Consider the following 16179-nt stretch of genomic DNA (forward strand, 5'->3'; position numbering starts at 1 on the left):
TTGACACCTATATTTACATAGATTTAAACTAGATACAACTATTTTATTAAAACTGAGGTGGAAACCTTGATATATCTTGATTATGCAGCAACTACACCCCTGTCAGAATCGGCAGTGAATGCTTTTGTTCAAACTTCAAAAATGTATTTTCAAAACACAGAAAGTCTTCACGAGGGAGGCCAAGCAGCTCGTGATCTATTAGAACATGCTCGGTGTTCTTTAGCTGAGTTGTTAAATAAAGAAAGTGAAGGGATCTATTTTACAGGCGGGGGTTCTGATGGCAATTTTCTAGCTATTACTTCATTAGCGAATGGAGCAAACTATAAAGGAAAACACATTATCTCTTCAAATGTAGAACACCCCTCTATTGATTATGTGCTTAGATTTTTAGAGGAAAGTGGTTATGAGATAACAAGAATACCCATACAAAAAAATGGGAAGATCTCGATCCATACACTGCTGTCCTCAATTCGTCCAGATACTATTCTCGTCACCATTCAGCATGTGAACAGTGAAACGGGAATCGTTCAGGATATCAAAGAAATCGGTGAACATTTAAAAAATCGAGGTGTTTTGTTTCACAGTGATTGTGTTCAATCCTTCGGAAAATGGGAAAAAAATTTTTTTCATTCTTTGAACATAGATGCTTTTACAATGTCTGCTCACAAGATAAACGGACCAAAGGGAACGGGTGCTGTATATGTATCACCATCTATTCATATAGCTCCTCTTCTTTCAGAAGTCACACATGAACGTGGATTCCGTGCTGGTACTGTTGATCTCCCATCAATCGTCGCATTCGTAACAGCAGCAGAAGAGGCATTCCATTTACAGCAAGATCGCTATCTGCATGCCATTGACATGCGAAAACAACTAAAATCGTCTATACTTAAAGATAGGAATATAATCTTTGAAGACAATGACGACAGCTCTCCATTTATCATTCCAATCCGCGCAAAAGGAATGGAAGGTCAAATCGTGATGCAAGAGCTGGATCGATTAAAAATCGCTGTTTCAACAGGGTCAGCATGCAAGAACGGACAACAAGCACCTTCTAAAACTTTACTGGCCATTGGAAGAACAGAAAGTGAAGCTCATGAATTGGTTAGAATCTCGACCAGTCATCAAACGACTTCTGAAGAAATTGCTTTACTTGGAAAAGCACTTATTGAAATAACAAATACATTCAGATCTGTTAGTGAGGTAATAACAAGATGAGCAACGATAAATTAAAAGGTGAAGACAGACGTTCGCAGCTCATAGCCTGGCTGATGAAAGCTGATAAGCCGCTTAGTGGTTCGATTCTCGCCACTAAAACAAATGTTAGCAGACAGGTTATCGTACAAGACATGTCACTTTTAAAAGCAAGCGGTGAGCCGATCATGGCAACAGCTCAAGGCTATATTTACTTAAAGAACGACTCAAAAAAACAATTCTCTCGTGTGATTGCAGCAAATCATTCTCCAGAAGAAACAACGAGTGAACTAATAACAATTGTGGATTATGGCGTTACAGTTGAAGATGTTACCGTTGAACACCCTGTTTATGGTGATATTAAGGCTTCACTTAAACTCTCCACGCGAAAAGATGTTGAAGATCTGATCCAACGGCTTAAAGATACGAATGCTAGCCTTCTAAGTGAATTAACAGAAGGTATTCACATGCACACTCTATCATCAGACTCAGAGGAGAAGCTCGATAAAGTTTGCGGTGCTTTAAAGGAAAAAGGATTCTTATTATAAGCCAAAAAAATCCCTAGCTGTAACAGCCAGGGATTTCTTTATGCGCCGGTTCCTACTACTTCCACTCGTTCTACCGTTTCCATACGGTTCAATGTGCTTAACAAGTCCTTCATATCTCCTTGAAGCATGTTGGTTTCAATCGTCAATGTAATATGTGCACGTCCTTGTAAGGGAATCGTCTGATTAATCGTTAATACGTTGCATCCTTGGGAAGCAACAACTGTTAACAGACTCGACAGTGCACCCGATCTGTCTTCAAGGTGAATGGATAGTGTTATAATTTTCTCTTTAACCATCGTATGAAACGGAAAGATCCCATCACGGTATTTATAAAATGCACTTCTGCTCAATCCAACTTTTTCTGCAGCTTCTGCGACTGTTTTAACTTTTCCTCGATCTAAGAGAGACTTTGCTTCCAATGCTTTTTGCATAGATTCGGACAACACATCTTCTCTTACCATGTAGTATTGCTGATCATTTTTCATTTAGCTTCCTCCGGTGACTTTCTTACCTTTATTATAATAGGATTTACCTTTCGTGTCTATCTCACACGGACATTTGTATAAAATAAAGACAACCTACAGAATAGGCTGCCTTCTTTTAATCGATAAATTCGAACTCATATTTTAGGATTCTAACAACATCACCATGCTCTGCTCCACGATCACGCAATGCTTGGTCTACACCAAGAGTACGCATTTGTCTTGCAAAACGCTTTGTTGCTTCTTCTCGAGAAAAGTCTGTCATCTTGAACAACTTTTCAATCTTCGGACCATTGATAACAAAAACACCTGCAGGGTCACGAGTAATATAGAAGCCAGCATCTTCTTTTTCGTGCTTATATAGAACCCTTTGTTGTTCTCCACCATCATCATGAATAAGAGGGAACTCAGGTGTTACTTCAAGAGTATCTGCTGTTGTGAAAAGCACTTCTCTAATACCTTGACGAGAAATCGCAGAAATTGGGAATACTTTTACGTCTTCTCCCACTTTTTCTTTGAACGTTTCAAGGTTTTCTTCAGCACCTGGAATGTCCATTTTGTTAGCTAGTACAATTTGAGGACGTTCCATTAAACGCATGTTGTACTGATTAAGCTCATCGTTTATTTTCACGAAATCATCATAAGGATCTCGGCCTTCCATTCCAGACATGTCGATAACATGTAGGATAACACGTGTTCGTTCGATATGTCTTAAGAATTGATGACCGAGTCCAATTCCTTCGTGAGCACCTTCGATCAAACCTGGAAGGTCAGCCATTACAAAGCTTCTTCCATCCTCTACCGCAACAACTCCTAAGTTAGGAGTGATTGTTGTAAAATGGTACTCAGCAATTTTTGGCTTAGCTGCTGAAACGATCGATAAGAAGGTTGATTTCCCTACACTCGGAAATCCTACTAATCCTACGTCAGCTAAGACTTTCAATTCTAATGTTACTTCTCGTTCTTCACCTGGTTCTCCATTCTCAGCAATTTCTGGAGCCGGGTTTGCAGGAGTAGCAAAACGAGTGTTTCCACGGCCGCCTCGACCGCCTTTAGCGATGATCGCTTGCTGCTGATGATGTACGAGGTCAGCAATTGTCTCTCCTGTATTAGCATCTGTCACGACAGTACCTGGGGGAACTTTAACAATCATATCGTTCGCTTTTTTTCCATGCATGCCCTTAGACATACCATGTTCACCTCGAGGGGCTTTAAAATGACGATTGTAACGGAAGTCCATAAGCGTTCGTAAACCTTCTTCAACTTCAAAGATCACGTTTGCTCCTTTTCCTCCGTCACCACCAGCAGGACCACCGTCTGGAACGTATTTTTCACGGCGAAATGCAACCATTCCGTTTCCGCCGTCACCTGCTTTTAAATAAATCTTGACCTGATCGACAAACATTTCATTCTCCTCCTTCCATTAGGAAGTTAACTGAATATCAAAATAACACTTATTTTCCTGATTATAGCTTTCGATGAGTAACATGCTTTTATGTGTTGAAAAAATATTTCTCAATACTTCATACGTATCCTTCTCATCTGTTAGCATCCCTTGAAAGGTATAATAAACTCGAAGAGCTGCAGGATCAAATGTAACAGTAAGTGAGTATTCATCATAACCCGAAATGGAATTATTCAACACATCACATACTTCTTTCGTCGTATGTAACAATTCCTCTTCAAATAAGCTGAAATCCCCGCTTTCACCATTTACTTTTCCATACAATTTCACCGGATGCTTCAACCAGTTATATGTTAATAAGTACTCCGATAAATTCGGGGTTTTCAGGTTAGAGATTCTTGATTCTTCCCGTGATAGTTCAATAACTTCATTCATAATCTCTTTTGCCCGCTCTGTGCGGCCAAGTGATAGGTTTGCTTTAATAAGCTGTAGCTGGTTTAGCCAGTCATGCCTGGCGTGGCGCAAAAGATCGACAGTTGTCCATTTGTTTGACATCATCGCACTCCTAGCCTTTCCTTTTAATAGGGCTATACCTTACACCAACAAATTTAGCGCAGTACTTAATACTCTCACAAAGCAAAGAAAAAACTCTAACCAATCTGGTTAGAGTTTTCATCTCCCTCTTACGCTTCTTGCGCGATTGGGTAAACACTTACCTTTTTGCGGTCACGGCCATAACGTTCGAAACGTACAACTCCGTCTACCTTAGCAAATAGTGTGTCATCTCCGCCTTTACCTACGTTTGTACCAGGATAGATCTTAGTACCACGTTGACGGTAAAGAATTGAACCACCAGAAACGAATTGTCCATCAGCACGCTTAGCGCCTAGACGCTTAGACTGTGAGTCACGACCATTCTTTGTGCTACCTACCCCTTTTTTAGAGGCAAAGTATTGAAGGTTTAATTTAAGCATTCGTTGCACCTCCTTCATGTTCAGTCAATTTTATATACTCGCTGTATCCTTCTTCAATGGAAGCAAGGGATACAACCATGCCTTCCAAAAGCCACTGTGTTTTTTGATGTATAGAATCATTAAGATTACCCGGTACGGTTAACGTTAGAAAACCACCATCTTCATGAGTAGTTACTTCTGGCTCATAGCCGCAAAGCTTTTCTATCGCATTGATCGTACCGAATGACACCGCTGTTGCTGCTGCACAAACCAAATCTTGGCCATGTGGAGCAAAATCAGCATGTCCTTCCATCGTAAACGAAAGTATGTCTTGATCGTTGTTCCTGTATATAGAAACTAGAATCATGAGAATTACCCGTTAATTTTTTCAATCACAACTTTTGTGTATGGTTGACGGTGTCCTTGCTTACGACGATAGTTCTTCTTCGCCTTAAACTTGTAGACAACCACTTTTTCGCCACGGCCATGTTTTTCAACTGTTGCCGTAACTGTAGCACCTTCAACTAAAGGAGCTCCTACTTTCAAGCTATCTCCACCTACCATCAATACATCCTCAAATGTTACTGACGCTCCAGCTTCAACATCTAGTTTTTCAACATAGATTGCTTGACCTACTTCAACTCGAACTTGCTTACCACCAGTTTGAATAATTGCGTACATCAACGTGCACCTCCTCTTATACTCAGACTCGCCATCCCAGGTGTATATAAAATACTTAAAACCTGGTCTGTGCGGTTGGAGCGGGTGCTCCAAACACTAACGAAAAAAGGATACCATGTTTGGCACCCTTATGTCAATGTGAATCTTTTAACATCCTGTTTCTTATTTCATCTATTTTTCCTGATTGTCTGACTGCCATTTCTCTGTTTGACGAACCGATAGATACAAACACTTTAATATCATGCTGTTTCTCTAAATGTTTCAGCTTGTCAGGATTCTTTTTCAGCCATTCAGAAAAGTGTTGTGGCACTTCCATCCATAAAGCCTCGTCATCTTCGTATGCGTATTCTTTCATTATACGATCCATCTCATAATACAACGTTTCCTGGCGCAGGATATACCCATCCATCATATGGCGATCGAACCTTGTAGCAAGAGTCTCAAGTAATGAAGGCCTTTCTTTTTTTCTAGTCATTTCAAACAAGCCCATTTTCGTAAAACCATGCAAAATCATGGTAGCAGAATCATTCTTTAATGCTTCTCGCATAACCTTGTTGATTTGTTCTTTGTCTTCGTTTGACTGCATCGTAATAAAGTCAATGACGATCATGCCGGCAATATTACGCAAACGAAGCTGTTTCATTATTTCTTGTGCAGCTATCTTATTTGTCTCAACAACAGTCTTAGACCGATCTTTTTTTCCAGTGAATTTACCCGTATTCACATCGATCGCCGTTAACGCTTCTGTCACATTAAAATAAAGCGAAGACCCATTCTTTAACCATACTAACGGAGAAAGTGCTTTTTCAATGTCTGTGTCAATTCCTAATTTGCGAAAAAGAGGCTCTTTTTCATTGTACAGTTTAACAGAAAATGGATTTTGAAAGGAAGCCGCATACTCTTTGACATGCTGATACGTTTCATAATCATCAACTATAATTTCTTCTACGTTATGATTTATCCATCTCTCTAAGAGTGGATAAAAAAATGGAGGTTGCACGATTAGATCGGGTGCTTTTTTACCATCTGAGCATTTTTGCACTTCGTTCAATTGTCTTCTAAGACTTTCAAGCTCTTGATTCATTTCGCGCTTAGGAAAATCTTCGCAACCTGTCCGAATGATCAGACCTTCTTGATTATTTATAACAGAATCTCCCCAGTCTTGTAGCATTGCGCGTTGAGATTCTTTTATCTTTTTGGATATTCCAACGTGAGGAGTGAATGGAAAATAAACGAGCAGATGGCCTGTAAACGAAATAAGGGCTGTTAATTTGGCACCTTTATCTCCAGACTCTTCTTTAACGACTTGAACAAGTATCGATTCTCCTTCTTTAATAAGGCTTGAGATGGATACTTTCTTTTGTGCCTCACCAGAAAGTTGTTGATAAGCAGGCAAATCGTCTTTATGAAGAAAGCCGTTCTTGCTCGTTCCAATATCTACAAACACAGCTTGCATACCAGGCAAAACCTTTTGAACTTTTCCTTTATAGATATTTCCTGTTAACGGACTTTTAGTCGGTCTATGGACCGCACATTCTATAAGTTTTTCATTCTCCATTAACGCTGTACGTTTTTCCATTCCTACTGCATTGATTACTACGCGCTGCATCGTTCCATTCACATCTCCCTGTTTTTTGCTCTGTATCCTATTCTAACGAAAAACTTTTCCAATTGCACACTCGGGAGAATGATTATGAAAATAAGCTTCTAAGAGTTGCTTTTCATTGATCGTAATAGGATTGAAATTCTTAATAACAATAGAATGGGAAACACCTTTTACCAAGTGATGAGTGACTTTTGAAAGTGACCATGTTGGGGGTACGATAATCGTACGAGTACCTTTTATGCTTGATTGCTGCATTCTGTTCAGCAAGAACCGTATGAACACATAATGTCTGCTGCGCCATTCAAGAATATGAGCTAAGCCTAGGAAAAGACAGATTACCCAAAGGTTCAAATGCGATGGCTGTAAAGAGAGCTGCCATGCACTGCCTATGACCAACAAAGCACCGGATCCTATTAAAAACTTCTGCTGTGCTTCTTTGAATGGAATCCATTTGGATACTAGAGCAAATAAAACTTTCCCACCATCGAGTGGCCATATCGGAAGAAGGTTAAATAAAAATAAGGTAAGGTTCAAAATAAAAAACCAATAAAAATCATTCGCAGAGATGAGGTTAGTCTGACTTAAGATATATGCGACTCCGGTAAGCCAAATGTGTTGTAATGGACCAAGAACAGCTACCCAAACCTCTTCGTGAATCGGACGTGTGCCATGTTCTTCAACTACGGCTGCACCTCCAAAAGGGAGAAGATCTATTCTTGAAACTCTCCAATTAAAAAGACGGGCACCAGCAAAATGACCCATCTCATGAATTAGAACGACGAAAAACCAGACGATAATCTCCCTAAAATGCCCCGTATAGACCGCACCGAAAATGACGACCCAAAAGGAGGGATTAATCTTTATTTTTCGTATGAATTCTATTATTAATTTAATCAATATCAATCACCTTGCTAGGATCAATGAAACTCTTGTCTTTTTTTATCGCAAAATAAAATTTACCGGACTTCCCATCCTTACTTCCCGATACTTTACCTAATCGAGTACCGCTTTCTACATAATTATATAGCTTAATGGACTTATCAATTTCCTTTAGGTCTCCATACCACGATTCTTGTTCGTCCGAGTGTTGAATGATTACGGTATAACCCAAGTCATCCTTTTTTCCAGCATAAACAATGTAACCACTTTTGGACGTTTCAACATCTTCCTCTTTGCCCGTTTCAATAACGATTCCTTTGCCGTTTGTACTGAACGTCTCATACACCTTACCATCAGCAGGAACAGCAAATACTTCACTGACTTCTTCCGTTTTCTTTTCTTTCTGCAACTTATCTTTCGGAAATAAAGCTAATGGTTTTCCGAACTTATCTTCATACCAATCTTTTGCTGCAGCAAACTGAAACTCATCTTGATATACATGTTTGATAAAGTTTTGCGCCTGAACCGTATGATCATTATTATTCTTAAATGCGATTCCTACAATTAAAAATAAGATAATGGAAAACATAATCTGCATTAACATAGCATGACGGTTGAATAGAGGATGAGATTTCTCCGGTTCGTCCCTGGATGTGATAACCGAGCTACTTTCTTTTGAGCTGCCGTTTTTAGAAATATTACCGTACTTCTTTCGGATTTCATCTGCTCTATTTTTCATAACCGTTCCTCCATTTTTCTCATATATGTACATCCTATGACTTGTCCGTTGGAGATATGAGTAAATGGTTTGTTGATTTGTGCAGCTGAAAATAAAGATTTACATAAGCTCTGTTGTATTCGTAAGTGGTTGATTTCCGTTACAGGTGCTCGCTTTCCGCGGGGCGACCGGTGAGCCCCTTGCCGCTTTGCGCCATTAAGGGTCTCACCTGACCGCTCGTCCCGCAGGAGTCTCGCATCCTCCACTCCAATCAACTTGCAAATGTAGCAAAAAGAAAAAATCCAAAAGCTCCAAAGACAAATTGAATAGTGCAACACCTTACAAGCTTCTCACCGAGCAAACGACAATAAAGACTATACGGTAGGTTTACTAGTAAACAAAGGAAGCACAGTTGCTTTTGACTAAGCGTGAAATGATCAAATCTAAAAAACAAGCATCATGAAAGTCAATAACCGACTTCAAGAACGCCTATGAAATAGCTTTGTAAAATACATCTTTGGTTTGTTGATTGGAGTGCAAGGTGCGAGACTCCTGGGGGATCAGCGGGACAGGTGAGACACCTAAGGACACAAAGTGTCGAGGTGGCTCACCGCACGCCCCCCGGAAAGCGAGCATCCTGGAACGGAAATTAACCACTTTCAAAACCTTTAGAGTAAAGAGCTCAAAAAAAAGCATCAGCGCGAAGCCGATGCTTATTTCATACCTAATAATGTTTTGATCTTTCCAAAGAAACCTTTTTCTTCTTCTAGTGACAGAAGCGGAACAGACTCACCTAAAATTCTTCTCGCAATATTCCTGTATGCGATAGAAGCTTTCGAGTCAGGCTGTAAAGCAACTGGTTCACCTTTGTTTGCAGCTTTTATCACGTTCTCATCGTCGATCACGACTCCAAGAAGCTCGATAGAAAGCACGGAAACGATCTCATCAACATCTAACATATCACCGTTCTTAGCCAGATGATTACGAAGACGATTTACAATCAGTTTAGGCGGTTCCATATCCTCTTGTTCTAACAACCCGATAATGCGATCAGCATCACGCATAGAAGCAGTTTCAGGATTGGTTACTACGATTGATTTATCCGCACCTGCAATGGCATTTTTAAAGCCTTGCTCAATGCCTGCAGGACAATCAATAATGACATAATCGTAATCTTGCTTTAATTCCTGAACGATTGTTTTTACTTGTTCAGGGGTAATGGAAGATTTATCTTTTGTTTGAGCTGCTGGGAGCAGGTACAAACACTCAAAACGCTTATCTTTTATCAATGCTTGTTTAAGTTTGCAGCGTTCTTCTGCTACATCAACAAGATCATAGATGATGCGGTTCTCAAGTCCCATCAATACATCCAAGTTTCTCAACCCGATATCCGTATCTACAAGACATACTTTTTTTCCAGAAAGAGCTAGAGCAGTCCCTAAATTGGCAGAAGTCGTCGTTTTACCGACTCCACCTTTCCCAGACGTTATGACTATTGCTTCTCCCATGCTTCATTCCCCTTTCTATAGCAAACTGTTCAGTTTCGGTCTTAATCGATGAACAGCACTGATTCGATCAATACGAATCTGTTTTTCTTCATTGGATATGTAAGCAAACTCCATCTCATTTCCTAGTTCGGGATAAGAGTCTGGTGCTCTATTAATATGGTGAGCAATCCTAAGTTGAGAAGGCTTCATTACGGATGCTGCAATGATCGCTTCTTCGTTACCTTTCGTGCCGCAGTGAGCGATTCCTTTTAGCGAACCGAGAATATAAATATTCCCTGTCGCCATCACAGTTGCTCCAGGATTTACATCGCCGACCAGAAGCAGGTCTCCTTGTATATCAAGAACCTGACCTGATCTGACGACTTTAGATACGGTCACAACTTGAGCATCTTTTCTCATCTCTTCAGCTTCAGCTTTTGTGATAACATCTGACTCAATATGATCTAGGATAAGATTTTCTTTTTGTTTAAGAACTTCTATTAACTTCTCTTCTTGTTCAGCAGTCAAATAACGGTTCCCTGCTTTTACTTTAACGGAAATTACAGGTCCGCTTAACATTTGGCTGCTTCCGGCGGTTAATTTATCATTAAGCTCCTCGACTAATAGATCGAAGGAACACTTATCATCCAACAATAAAACGAGGCCGTCTTTTGTTCCTTTAATTGTTACGTTGTGCTGGAGTTTTTGTACCATTGCCATTGTTCACCTCAACGTACTAACATTCGACAGCTAGGTCTAAATTCCTCTTTGCAAAAGTTAGTTTTCTTTTAGAGTATCCTTTATTTGGTTCAACTGCTTTACAAACGGATAATAAATGAGTATCGCAAAGAAACCGTTTAAGATGAGGGTAGGCAACAATCTTTTATACAGGAATACATCTAACATCTGAGTACTGATTCCTATAAGACTGTTCAAACCGTATACAAAAAACTCTAATATGGAAACCCCTACTACGGACAGAAGTAAAGTCACGATCAAGTTTCCAAATAAATACCTTGAAAAGATTGATGTAATATAGGCAGTAGCTGCCATAGAGAACAAATAAACACCAATGATGTCTGTATAGAGAAGATCAGTGAGCAAACCAAAAGCAAGTCCGTACAAAAGCCCGTATGTGGTGTTTACATACATGGCAACAAATAAAATTAATACCATTGAAAAACGGGGGACTAGCTGCCAATCCATACTATTATCATGAGGCAAGAAAGCTTGTACTAATGAACTCTCACTAATAAAAGCTAGATAGATAAGAAAAGGAAGAAAGACTTTTTTCATCATTCTTCCTCCTTTTCTCTTAAACTTTCATCCACTGCAGGCATTTCTCGTTCAAGTACCATCACATGATCAATATCATAAAGATCTGCTGAAGGTTTTAAATAAGCAGTTTGTGTCAATCCCACTTCATCTGGTTCAATATCAATTACTTCTCCGATGAGCAGGTTAGGAGGAAAGACATCTCCTAGACCAGAGGTGATCACCTTTTGGCCTTTCTTAATCTTTGCATCTACCGGAATCTTCTTAAACACCAAAGCTTGTTTTTTTGCATCATAACCTTCGATCGTTCCAAAGATGTTCTTCTCACCTTGAACAATAGCAGAGAAACGATTCGTACGATCATTGTCACTGATCAACTGAACGGTTGACTGAAACAAGGAAACATTCGTGACTTTACCAATAAATCCTTGTGGTGAAATGACTGCCATCTTCGGTTTGATACCATCTTTCTCCCCTTTGTTGATGTAGATAAATTGATTCCACTGATCAGGGGAGCGTCCGATCACAGTACCTTCTCTCACTTTAAAATCGGTAAGATCTTCTTCTTTGTCTAATTGCGCTTTAAGTGTTGCGTTTGTTTTTTTAACTTCCTCATACTGTACATAAAGTTTTGCGTACTCATCTAACCTAGCTTTTAACATTTGATTCTCTTTGTAGAGCTGCTTCATTTCAGCTAAATTCTCAAAGAAACCCGCTAGTGTATTAGCGGGTTTATAGAAAATCGTTTGTGTTAGTCCTGCAGAATCTTTTAAAAACTGTTCAGGTAAGGTTAGGCTTTCCCTTTTTTTCATCGAAAAACCAATCAGAGCTACTAGAATGATAATGCTGACTAGCAGAATGATAAGGCGTTTGTTCGAAAAAAATTGTGGCATGAAAATACACCTACTTACTTGGATTTAGATCTAGAAGTTATACCAGCCTTGGATTTAAAGAGGTGCAGGTTTTCAAGCGCACGGCCAGTTCCAACTGCTACACAATCCAACGCGTTCTCAGCCACAATAACAGGCATCTTCGTCTCTTCACTGATTACTTTATCCAAGTTTCGTAATAAAGCACCGCCACCAGTTAAAACAATACCACGATCCATAATGTCAGCAGCAAGTTCTGGTGGTGTTTTTTCAAGAGTTACTTTAACGGCATCCATAATGCTATTAACAGTATCACGCAACGCACTGGAAACTTCTTCCGCCGTAATCGTAATCGTTTTTGGAAGACCTGTCAACAAATCTCTACCACGGATATCCATATCTTCAATTCCATCCGGCGCACCAGCTGAACCGACTTCTAGCTTAAGAGTTTCAGCCGTTCTTTCACCGATCATAAGATTATAAGTCTTCTTAATATAAGCAATGATCGCATCGTCCATCTCATCACCAGCAATACGGATTGACTGGCTTGTAACGATACCACCTAAAGAGATGATCGCAACTTCAGTCGTTCCTCCACCGATATCAACGACCATGCTACCTGTTGGTTCCCATACAGGAAGATCAGCACCGATTGCAGCTGCAAAAGGTTCTTCGATCGTGTAAGCTTCACGAGCTCCCGCTTGTTTAGTCGCATCTTCAACCGCACGCTTTTCCACTGCAGTAATTCCTGATGGTACACATACCATGACATAAGGTTTACGTGCAAAAACAGAACGGTTTTTTTGGGCTTGCTGAATAAAGTATTTCATCATTGTAGCTGTTGTTTCAAAATCAGCAATAACTCCATCTTTCATAGGTCGTACGGCAACAATATTACCAGGAGTACGTCCAATCATATTCTTAGCAGCATTACCTACCGCTTCAATTGAACCTGTGTCAGTACGCAAAGCAACAACGGAAGGTTCACGCACAACAACACCCTTGCCCTTCACGTAAACAAGTGTGTTTGCAGTTCCTAAATCAATTCCTAAATCTCTTGAAAATCCACCAAACATTTATGTAGACTCCTTTCATCAAGCAAAACTCATAAGTTTGATTATACGCTAAAAAAGAAACAAAAGACAATGTTAAACATATCCTTTTTCTTTTAAACTTACGTATCTTTGATCACCTATTATGATGTGATCCAAAACTTCAATTCCTAACATTTTTCCGCATTCTACTAATCTTTTTGTCACTTCAATATCTTCCCTGCTCGGAGCAGGGTCACCACTCGGATGATTATGAAAACAGATGATTGAAGCACTTGAGCGTTTGAAGCCTTCTTTAAATACTTCTCGCGGATGTACGATAGACGTATTTAGACTTCCGATAAAAACCGTTTTTTTATAAAGCACTTGATTTTTTGTATTTAAATATAAACAAACGAAGTGTTCTTGCTGTAAAAAACGCAGCTCGTCCATCAGATACCTAGCTCCATCTTCAGGTGAACGTATCGTGTACCTTTCTTCAAACTGAAGACGGCTGATCCGTTTTCCGATTTCTATGGCAGCCATCAGTTCCACTGCTTTTGCTGATCCTATACCATTGATCTCTTTCAGTTCACCAATTGTTGCTTCTTTAAGATGCCTTAATCCTTCAAATTGCTGAATGATATGATGGGCAAGCTGGATAGCTGACATTTGCTTCGTACCCGTTCTTAAAAGAATAGCTAACAATTCATAGTTAGAGAGCGCTTCAGGACCATCATTTAAAAGTCTTTCTCGCGGCCTCTCCTGTAATGGGTAATCTTTTATCATAAGCGGCTTCGTTACCACTTACGTCCCCCCTATTATTCAGTCTTCGTGACTGACTCGGTGAAAGAAAACCCGAAATCTTTTAGTGATCGAACCACCTTAGAGATCGGTAATCCTACAACATTGAAGTAATCGCCTTCGATTTTCTCAACTAATAGCGATCCTGATCCTTGGATTCCATAACTGCCAGCTTTATCAAAAGGTTCACCAGTGTTTAAGTACCAATCAATTGTATTTTCATCTAAAGTGTAGAAAGTAACACTTGTCTTAACAGAGAAAATCACTTTTTTTGTTTGATCTATTAAACAGACCCCCGTGTAAACTTCATGTGTTTGACCTGAGAGCATCCTTAACATTTCGGCAGCTTCAATTCGATTCTTAGGTTTGCCAAGACGATTATTTTGATAAGATACGATTGTATCTGCACCTAAGATCACACACTCTGGTTTTTGAGTAAAAATGTCTGCAGCTTTCTGTTCAGCAAGTGATTCTACCAATCGACTTGGAGTAAGGGAGTGATCCATTTTTTCTTCAAGTGTACTTGGATACGTTTCAAATGGAAGAAGCGTTAATGACAGAAGTTCATATCTTCGAGGTGAAGCAGAGGCTAATATGAGGCGTTTCATGTAATCACCTTTCATCTAATTCTTTGATGTATAGTTTCGTATAGATTTACAATAGCAAACTTGTAAAAATTAGACAAATCACGCCGAAAAACATACTTCTATTAGTTTTTCGGTTCTTTACTGCATTTTATGAGGGCAAATGATTAAATTCATTGACGAATTCCGACAAAATTCTTAAAAACCTATCAATCAAGATTTTGTTTTACGCTTTCACAATCAATCTTTTTGGAAACTAAAAGAGTATGACTCAACAATCGAGCCATACCTTAAATTCCTTTAGTTTCTTCATTTCTAAGAATGTTACTTTTCTTTTAATGCAAGTTGATCAGAGTGGAGGGTTGCCGACTCCTATGGGACGAGCGGTCGATCCTAAAAGTAGAAGTGGCTTGTTAAGGCCCGACAAGCAAAAGTTGAATGGGCTATGAAGGAGCACTTTGCTCATCACAGACCGTATAACCTTTGTCCTCGAGGGGCTAGCCACTGCAACTAGACAGGTGAGTCCCTTAATGACGCAAAGCGGCGAGGCGCTCACCTGTCTCCTCATGGAAAGCGATCAACCCGGAGCTTAAATCAACTACTTTCAAAGAGCAATGAATAAGCAAACAGGCTATTTATTTTAATTATTTTAATGTTGCAAGCAGCTTCGTATAAGACTGTAAGCTATCCATTACTTTTTGCTGAAAAGCCCAGTTCAGTTCTCCTTTTTTCGAATCCTTTAACGCTAGAAAGGCACCTTCAAGCTGCTTTTCAAAATCTGAAGCTGCTTTCGTTGTACTTTCACTCCACTTGCCCTTCTGCCCTTTTCCATACTCTTTCCACTTGTTAAAATCGTTCAGTGTCCGATCAAGACCTGATCCACTTATGTCTGGCATCTGAGAAAGGGTAAGCGTATTTTGAAGTAGAATCTGACCATTCGTAAAATAGGTTTCATCTAGCTTTGATGGTGTTTTTAATTGATCAAAAGAAAAAGAGAGCGATTTAAAAAGTGGCTTATCCATTTCTTTTTGATAAGCTTCATTAAATTTATCTAATTGATGCTTCTCATTTCCAATGCCTACGATAACAGAATACTTTTCTTCTTCAGCTTTAAAAACAACTGCTGAAAAGCCTTTATCTTCTATGGTTTTAACAGCTCCTTCAGCTCGATCTTTTGATGAGAAGACACCCGCTTGAAGTGCTGAAAAATCTAATTTGATTGGCCTGATTGTTACGGATTTACCAGAGTCAGCTACTTTTTCTGTAGCAACTGTTGATGCTTCTGTCACTTTATCTCCAGCTTCCGTGATATCGGAGGAGAATACCGTTAAGACTAATACTCCTAAAATTGTTCCTGTAACGATAGCTCCTATAATCGCTGCAACAATTTGCTTAGGAAAGCCTTTCCCATTATTCGGAACAAGGAAGCTTGTCCTCTTGTTCAACACATGTCCGTTCTTTCTTTTAAAGAAGTTTTCACGTTTCTTAAGAGAAGTTGCCAGAATCGTATATCCGCCTCTGTTCACTTCCTCGATGGCAGCAGCAACCTCATTATGAGCGGGCTGCTCTTTAACAGATGTTTGATCTTCACTATAGTTCTTTTCTTTACCATTGATCAAGATGGATATCTCTTGTTTCATATCATCCGCTCCTCTCTATCATC

The 16179-nt window shown here is 39.5% G+C and carries 19 protein-coding genes and 1 other annotated feature; of the genes, 2 read left to right on the top strand and 17 right to left on the bottom strand.

What is annotated here, in order from left to right; translation table 11 throughout:
• The first annotated feature begins 66 nt into the window (after positions 1-66).
• Together IHV10_RS15075 and IHV10_RS15080 are read left to right on the top strand one after the other, a co-directional pair.
• On the top strand, positions 67-1218 hold the full coding sequence (locus IHV10_RS15075) for an IscS subfamily cysteine desulfurase (protein WP_197131281.1): 1152 nt from the start codon (positions 67-69) through the stop codon (positions 1216-1218).
• Positions 1215-1742: a transcription repressor NadR gene (locus tag IHV10_RS15080; RefSeq protein WP_197131284.1), complete on the top strand. Its 528-nt coding sequence runs from the start codon at positions 1215-1217 to the stop codon at positions 1740-1742. Before IHV10_RS15075 ends, IHV10_RS15080 begins: the two co-directional genes overlap by 4 nt.
• A gap of 38 nt (positions 1743-1780) precedes the next feature.
• On the opposite strand, the gene IHV10_RS15085 is transcribed toward IHV10_RS15080, so the two are convergent.
• The 17 genes from IHV10_RS15085 to IHV10_RS15165 all read right to left on the bottom strand — a co-directional run bounded on the left by IHV10_RS15085 (position 1781) and on the right by IHV10_RS15165 (position 16156).
• Positions 1781-2227, bottom strand: a complete 447-nt coding sequence (locus tag IHV10_RS15085; protein ID WP_137788756.1) for an ACT domain-containing protein — start codon at positions 2225-2227, stop codon at positions 1781-1783.
• Positions 2228-2342: 115 nt separating this feature from the next.
• Positions 2343-3629 carry a GTPase ObgE gene (gene obgE, locus IHV10_RS15090; protein ID WP_197131287.1) on the bottom strand — a complete coding sequence of 429 codons (1287 nt, stop codon included), beginning with the start codon at positions 3627-3629 and terminating at the stop codon, positions 2343-2345.
• Between the two features lie 18 nt (positions 3630-3647).
• The gene (locus tag IHV10_RS15095; RefSeq protein WP_197131290.1) at positions 3648-4184 is read right to left on the bottom strand and encodes a Spo0B domain-containing protein; all 537 of its coding nucleotides are present in this window, start codon (positions 4182-4184) and stop codon (positions 3648-3650) included.
• Positions 4185-4312: 128 nt separating this feature from the next.
• Positions 4313-4603 carry a 50S ribosomal protein L27 gene (rpmA, locus tag IHV10_RS15100; RefSeq protein WP_066239506.1) on the bottom strand — a complete coding sequence of 97 codons (291 nt, stop codon included), beginning with the start codon at positions 4601-4603 and terminating at the stop codon, positions 4313-4315.
• Positions 4596-4949 carry a ribosomal-processing cysteine protease Prp gene (locus IHV10_RS15105; RefSeq protein WP_197131293.1) on the bottom strand — a complete coding sequence of 118 codons (354 nt, stop codon included), beginning with the start codon at positions 4947-4949 and terminating at the stop codon, positions 4596-4598. The genes rpmA and IHV10_RS15105 overlap by 8 nt, the downstream gene beginning before the upstream one ends.
• Positions 4950-4954: 5 nt before the next feature.
• Positions 4955-5263 (bottom strand): 50S ribosomal protein L21, encoded by a 309-nt coding sequence (rplU, locus tag IHV10_RS15110; RefSeq protein WP_197131296.1) that lies wholly within the window; start codon positions 5261-5263, stop codon positions 4955-4957.
• 14 nt (positions 5264-5277) lie between these two features.
• Positions 5278-5350, bottom strand: a sequence feature (ribosomal protein L21 leader region).
• A gap of 46 nt (positions 5351-5396) precedes the next feature.
• On the bottom strand, positions 5397-6884 hold the full coding sequence (locus IHV10_RS15115) for an Rne/Rng family ribonuclease (protein ID WP_197131299.1): 1488 nt from the start codon (positions 6882-6884) through the stop codon (positions 5397-5399).
• A 30-nt stretch (positions 6885-6914) separates the two neighbouring features.
• On the bottom strand, positions 6915-7766 hold the full coding sequence (locus IHV10_RS15120; protein WP_197131302.1) for a site-2 protease family protein: 852 nt from the start codon (positions 7764-7766) through the stop codon (positions 6915-6917).
• Positions 7759-8487: a M23 family metallopeptidase gene (locus IHV10_RS15125; RefSeq protein WP_197131305.1), complete on the bottom strand. Its 729-nt coding sequence runs from the start codon at positions 8485-8487 to the stop codon at positions 7759-7761. Before IHV10_RS15125 ends, IHV10_RS15120 begins: the two co-directional genes overlap by 8 nt.
• A 692-nt stretch (positions 8488-9179) precedes the next feature.
• Positions 9180-9974 (bottom strand): septum site-determining protein MinD, encoded by a 795-nt coding sequence (gene minD, locus IHV10_RS15130; protein ID WP_197131308.1) that lies wholly within the window; start codon positions 9972-9974, stop codon positions 9180-9182.
• A 15-nt stretch (positions 9975-9989) separates the two neighbouring features.
• Complete coding sequence (gene minC / locus IHV10_RS15135; RefSeq protein WP_197131311.1) at positions 9990-10667, bottom strand: septum site-determining protein MinC; 678 nt, start codon at positions 10665-10667, stop codon at positions 9990-9992.
• 63 nt (positions 10668-10730) lie between these two features.
• The gene (gene mreD, locus IHV10_RS15140) at positions 10731-11249 is read right to left on the bottom strand and encodes a rod shape-determining protein MreD (RefSeq protein WP_197131315.1); all 519 of its coding nucleotides are present in this window, start codon (positions 11247-11249) and stop codon (positions 10731-10733) included.
• On the bottom strand, positions 11249-12121 hold the full coding sequence (gene mreC / locus IHV10_RS15145; protein ID WP_197131317.1) for a rod shape-determining protein MreC: 873 nt from the start codon (positions 12119-12121) through the stop codon (positions 11249-11251). Before mreC ends, mreD begins: the two co-directional genes overlap by 1 nt.
• A 14-nt stretch (positions 12122-12135) precedes the next feature.
• A complete protein-coding gene (locus IHV10_RS15150) occupies positions 12136-13173 on the bottom strand; it encodes a rod shape-determining protein (RefSeq protein ID WP_137788747.1) in 1038 nt (345 codons plus the stop codon).
• Between the two features lie 72 nt (positions 13174-13245).
• The gene (gene radC, locus IHV10_RS15155) at positions 13246-13917 is read right to left on the bottom strand and encodes a RadC family protein (RefSeq protein ID WP_197132108.1); all 672 of its coding nucleotides are present in this window, start codon (positions 13915-13917) and stop codon (positions 13246-13248) included.
• A 32-nt stretch (positions 13918-13949) separates the two neighbouring features.
• Entirely contained in the window at positions 13950-14540 is a 591-nt protein-coding gene (locus IHV10_RS15160; RefSeq protein WP_197131319.1) for a Maf family protein, read from the bottom strand.
• Positions 14541-15160: 620 nt separating this feature from the next.
• Complete coding sequence (locus tag IHV10_RS15165; RefSeq protein ID WP_197131321.1) at positions 15161-16156, bottom strand: hypothetical protein; 996 nt, start codon at positions 16154-16156, stop codon at positions 15161-15163.
• Positions 16157-16179 lie beyond the last annotated feature (23 nt).

This window comes from Fictibacillus sp. 5RED26 (genome assembly GCF_015903895.1).
In the GTDB taxonomy this organism is placed as follows: domain Bacteria; phylum Bacillota; class Bacilli; order Bacillales; family Fictibacillaceae; genus Fictibacillus; species Fictibacillus phosphorivorans.

Excerpts from the sequence above, each read along its gene's own strand:
- IHV10_RS15080 (WP_197131284.1), top strand. The coding sequence starts at position 1,215 with ATGAGCAACGATAAATTAAAAGGTGAAGACAGACGTTCGCAGCTCATA.
- IHV10_RS15085 (WP_137788756.1), bottom strand. The coding sequence starts at position 2,227 with ATGAAAAATGATCAGCAATACTACATGGTAAGAGAAGATGTGTTGTCC.
- obgE (WP_197131287.1), bottom strand. The coding sequence starts at position 3,629 with ATGTTTGTCGATCAGGTCAAGATTTATTTAAAAGCAGGTGACGGCGGA.
- IHV10_RS15095 (WP_197131290.1), bottom strand. The coding sequence starts at position 4,184 with ATGTCAAACAAATGGACAACTGTCGATCTTTTGCGCCACGCCAGGCAT.
- rpmA (WP_066239506.1), bottom strand. The coding sequence starts at position 4,603 with ATGCTTAAATTAAACCTTCAATACTTTGCCTCTAAAAAAGGGGTAGGT.
- IHV10_RS15105 (WP_197131293.1), bottom strand. The coding sequence starts at position 4,949 with ATGATTCTAGTTTCTATATACAGGAACAACGATCAAGACATACTTTCG.
- rplU (WP_197131296.1), bottom strand. The coding sequence starts at position 5,263 with ATGTACGCAATTATTCAAACTGGTGGTAAGCAAGTTCGAGTTGAAGTA.
- IHV10_RS15125 (WP_197131305.1), bottom strand. The coding sequence starts at position 8,487 with ATGAAAAATAGAGCAGATGAAATCCGAAAGAAGTACGGTAATATTTCT.
- minD (WP_197131308.1), bottom strand. The coding sequence starts at position 9,974 with ATGGGAGAAGCAATAGTCATAACGTCTGGGAAAGGTGGAGTCGGTAAA.
- minC (WP_197131311.1), bottom strand. The coding sequence starts at position 10,667 with ATGGTACAAAAACTCCAGCACAACGTAACAATTAAAGGAACAAAAGAC.
- mreD (WP_197131315.1), bottom strand. The coding sequence starts at position 11,249 with ATGAAAAAAGTCTTTCTTCCTTTTCTTATCTATCTAGCTTTTATTAGT.
- mreC (WP_197131317.1), bottom strand. The coding sequence starts at position 12,121 with ATGCCACAATTTTTTTCGAACAAACGCCTTATCATTCTGCTAGTCAGC.
- IHV10_RS15150 (WP_137788747.1), bottom strand. The coding sequence starts at position 13,173 with ATGTTTGGTGGATTTTCAAGAGATTTAGGAATTGATTTAGGAACTGCA.
- radC (WP_197132108.1), bottom strand. The coding sequence starts at position 13,917 with ATGATAAAAGATTACCCATTACAGGAGAGGCCGCGAGAAAGACTTTTA.
- IHV10_RS15160 (WP_197131319.1), bottom strand. The coding sequence starts at position 14,540 with ATGAAACGCCTCATATTAGCCTCTGCTTCACCTCGAAGATATGAACTT.
- IHV10_RS15165 (WP_197131321.1), bottom strand. The coding sequence starts at position 16,156 with ATGAAACAAGAGATATCCATCTTGATCAATGGTAAAGAAAAGAACTAT.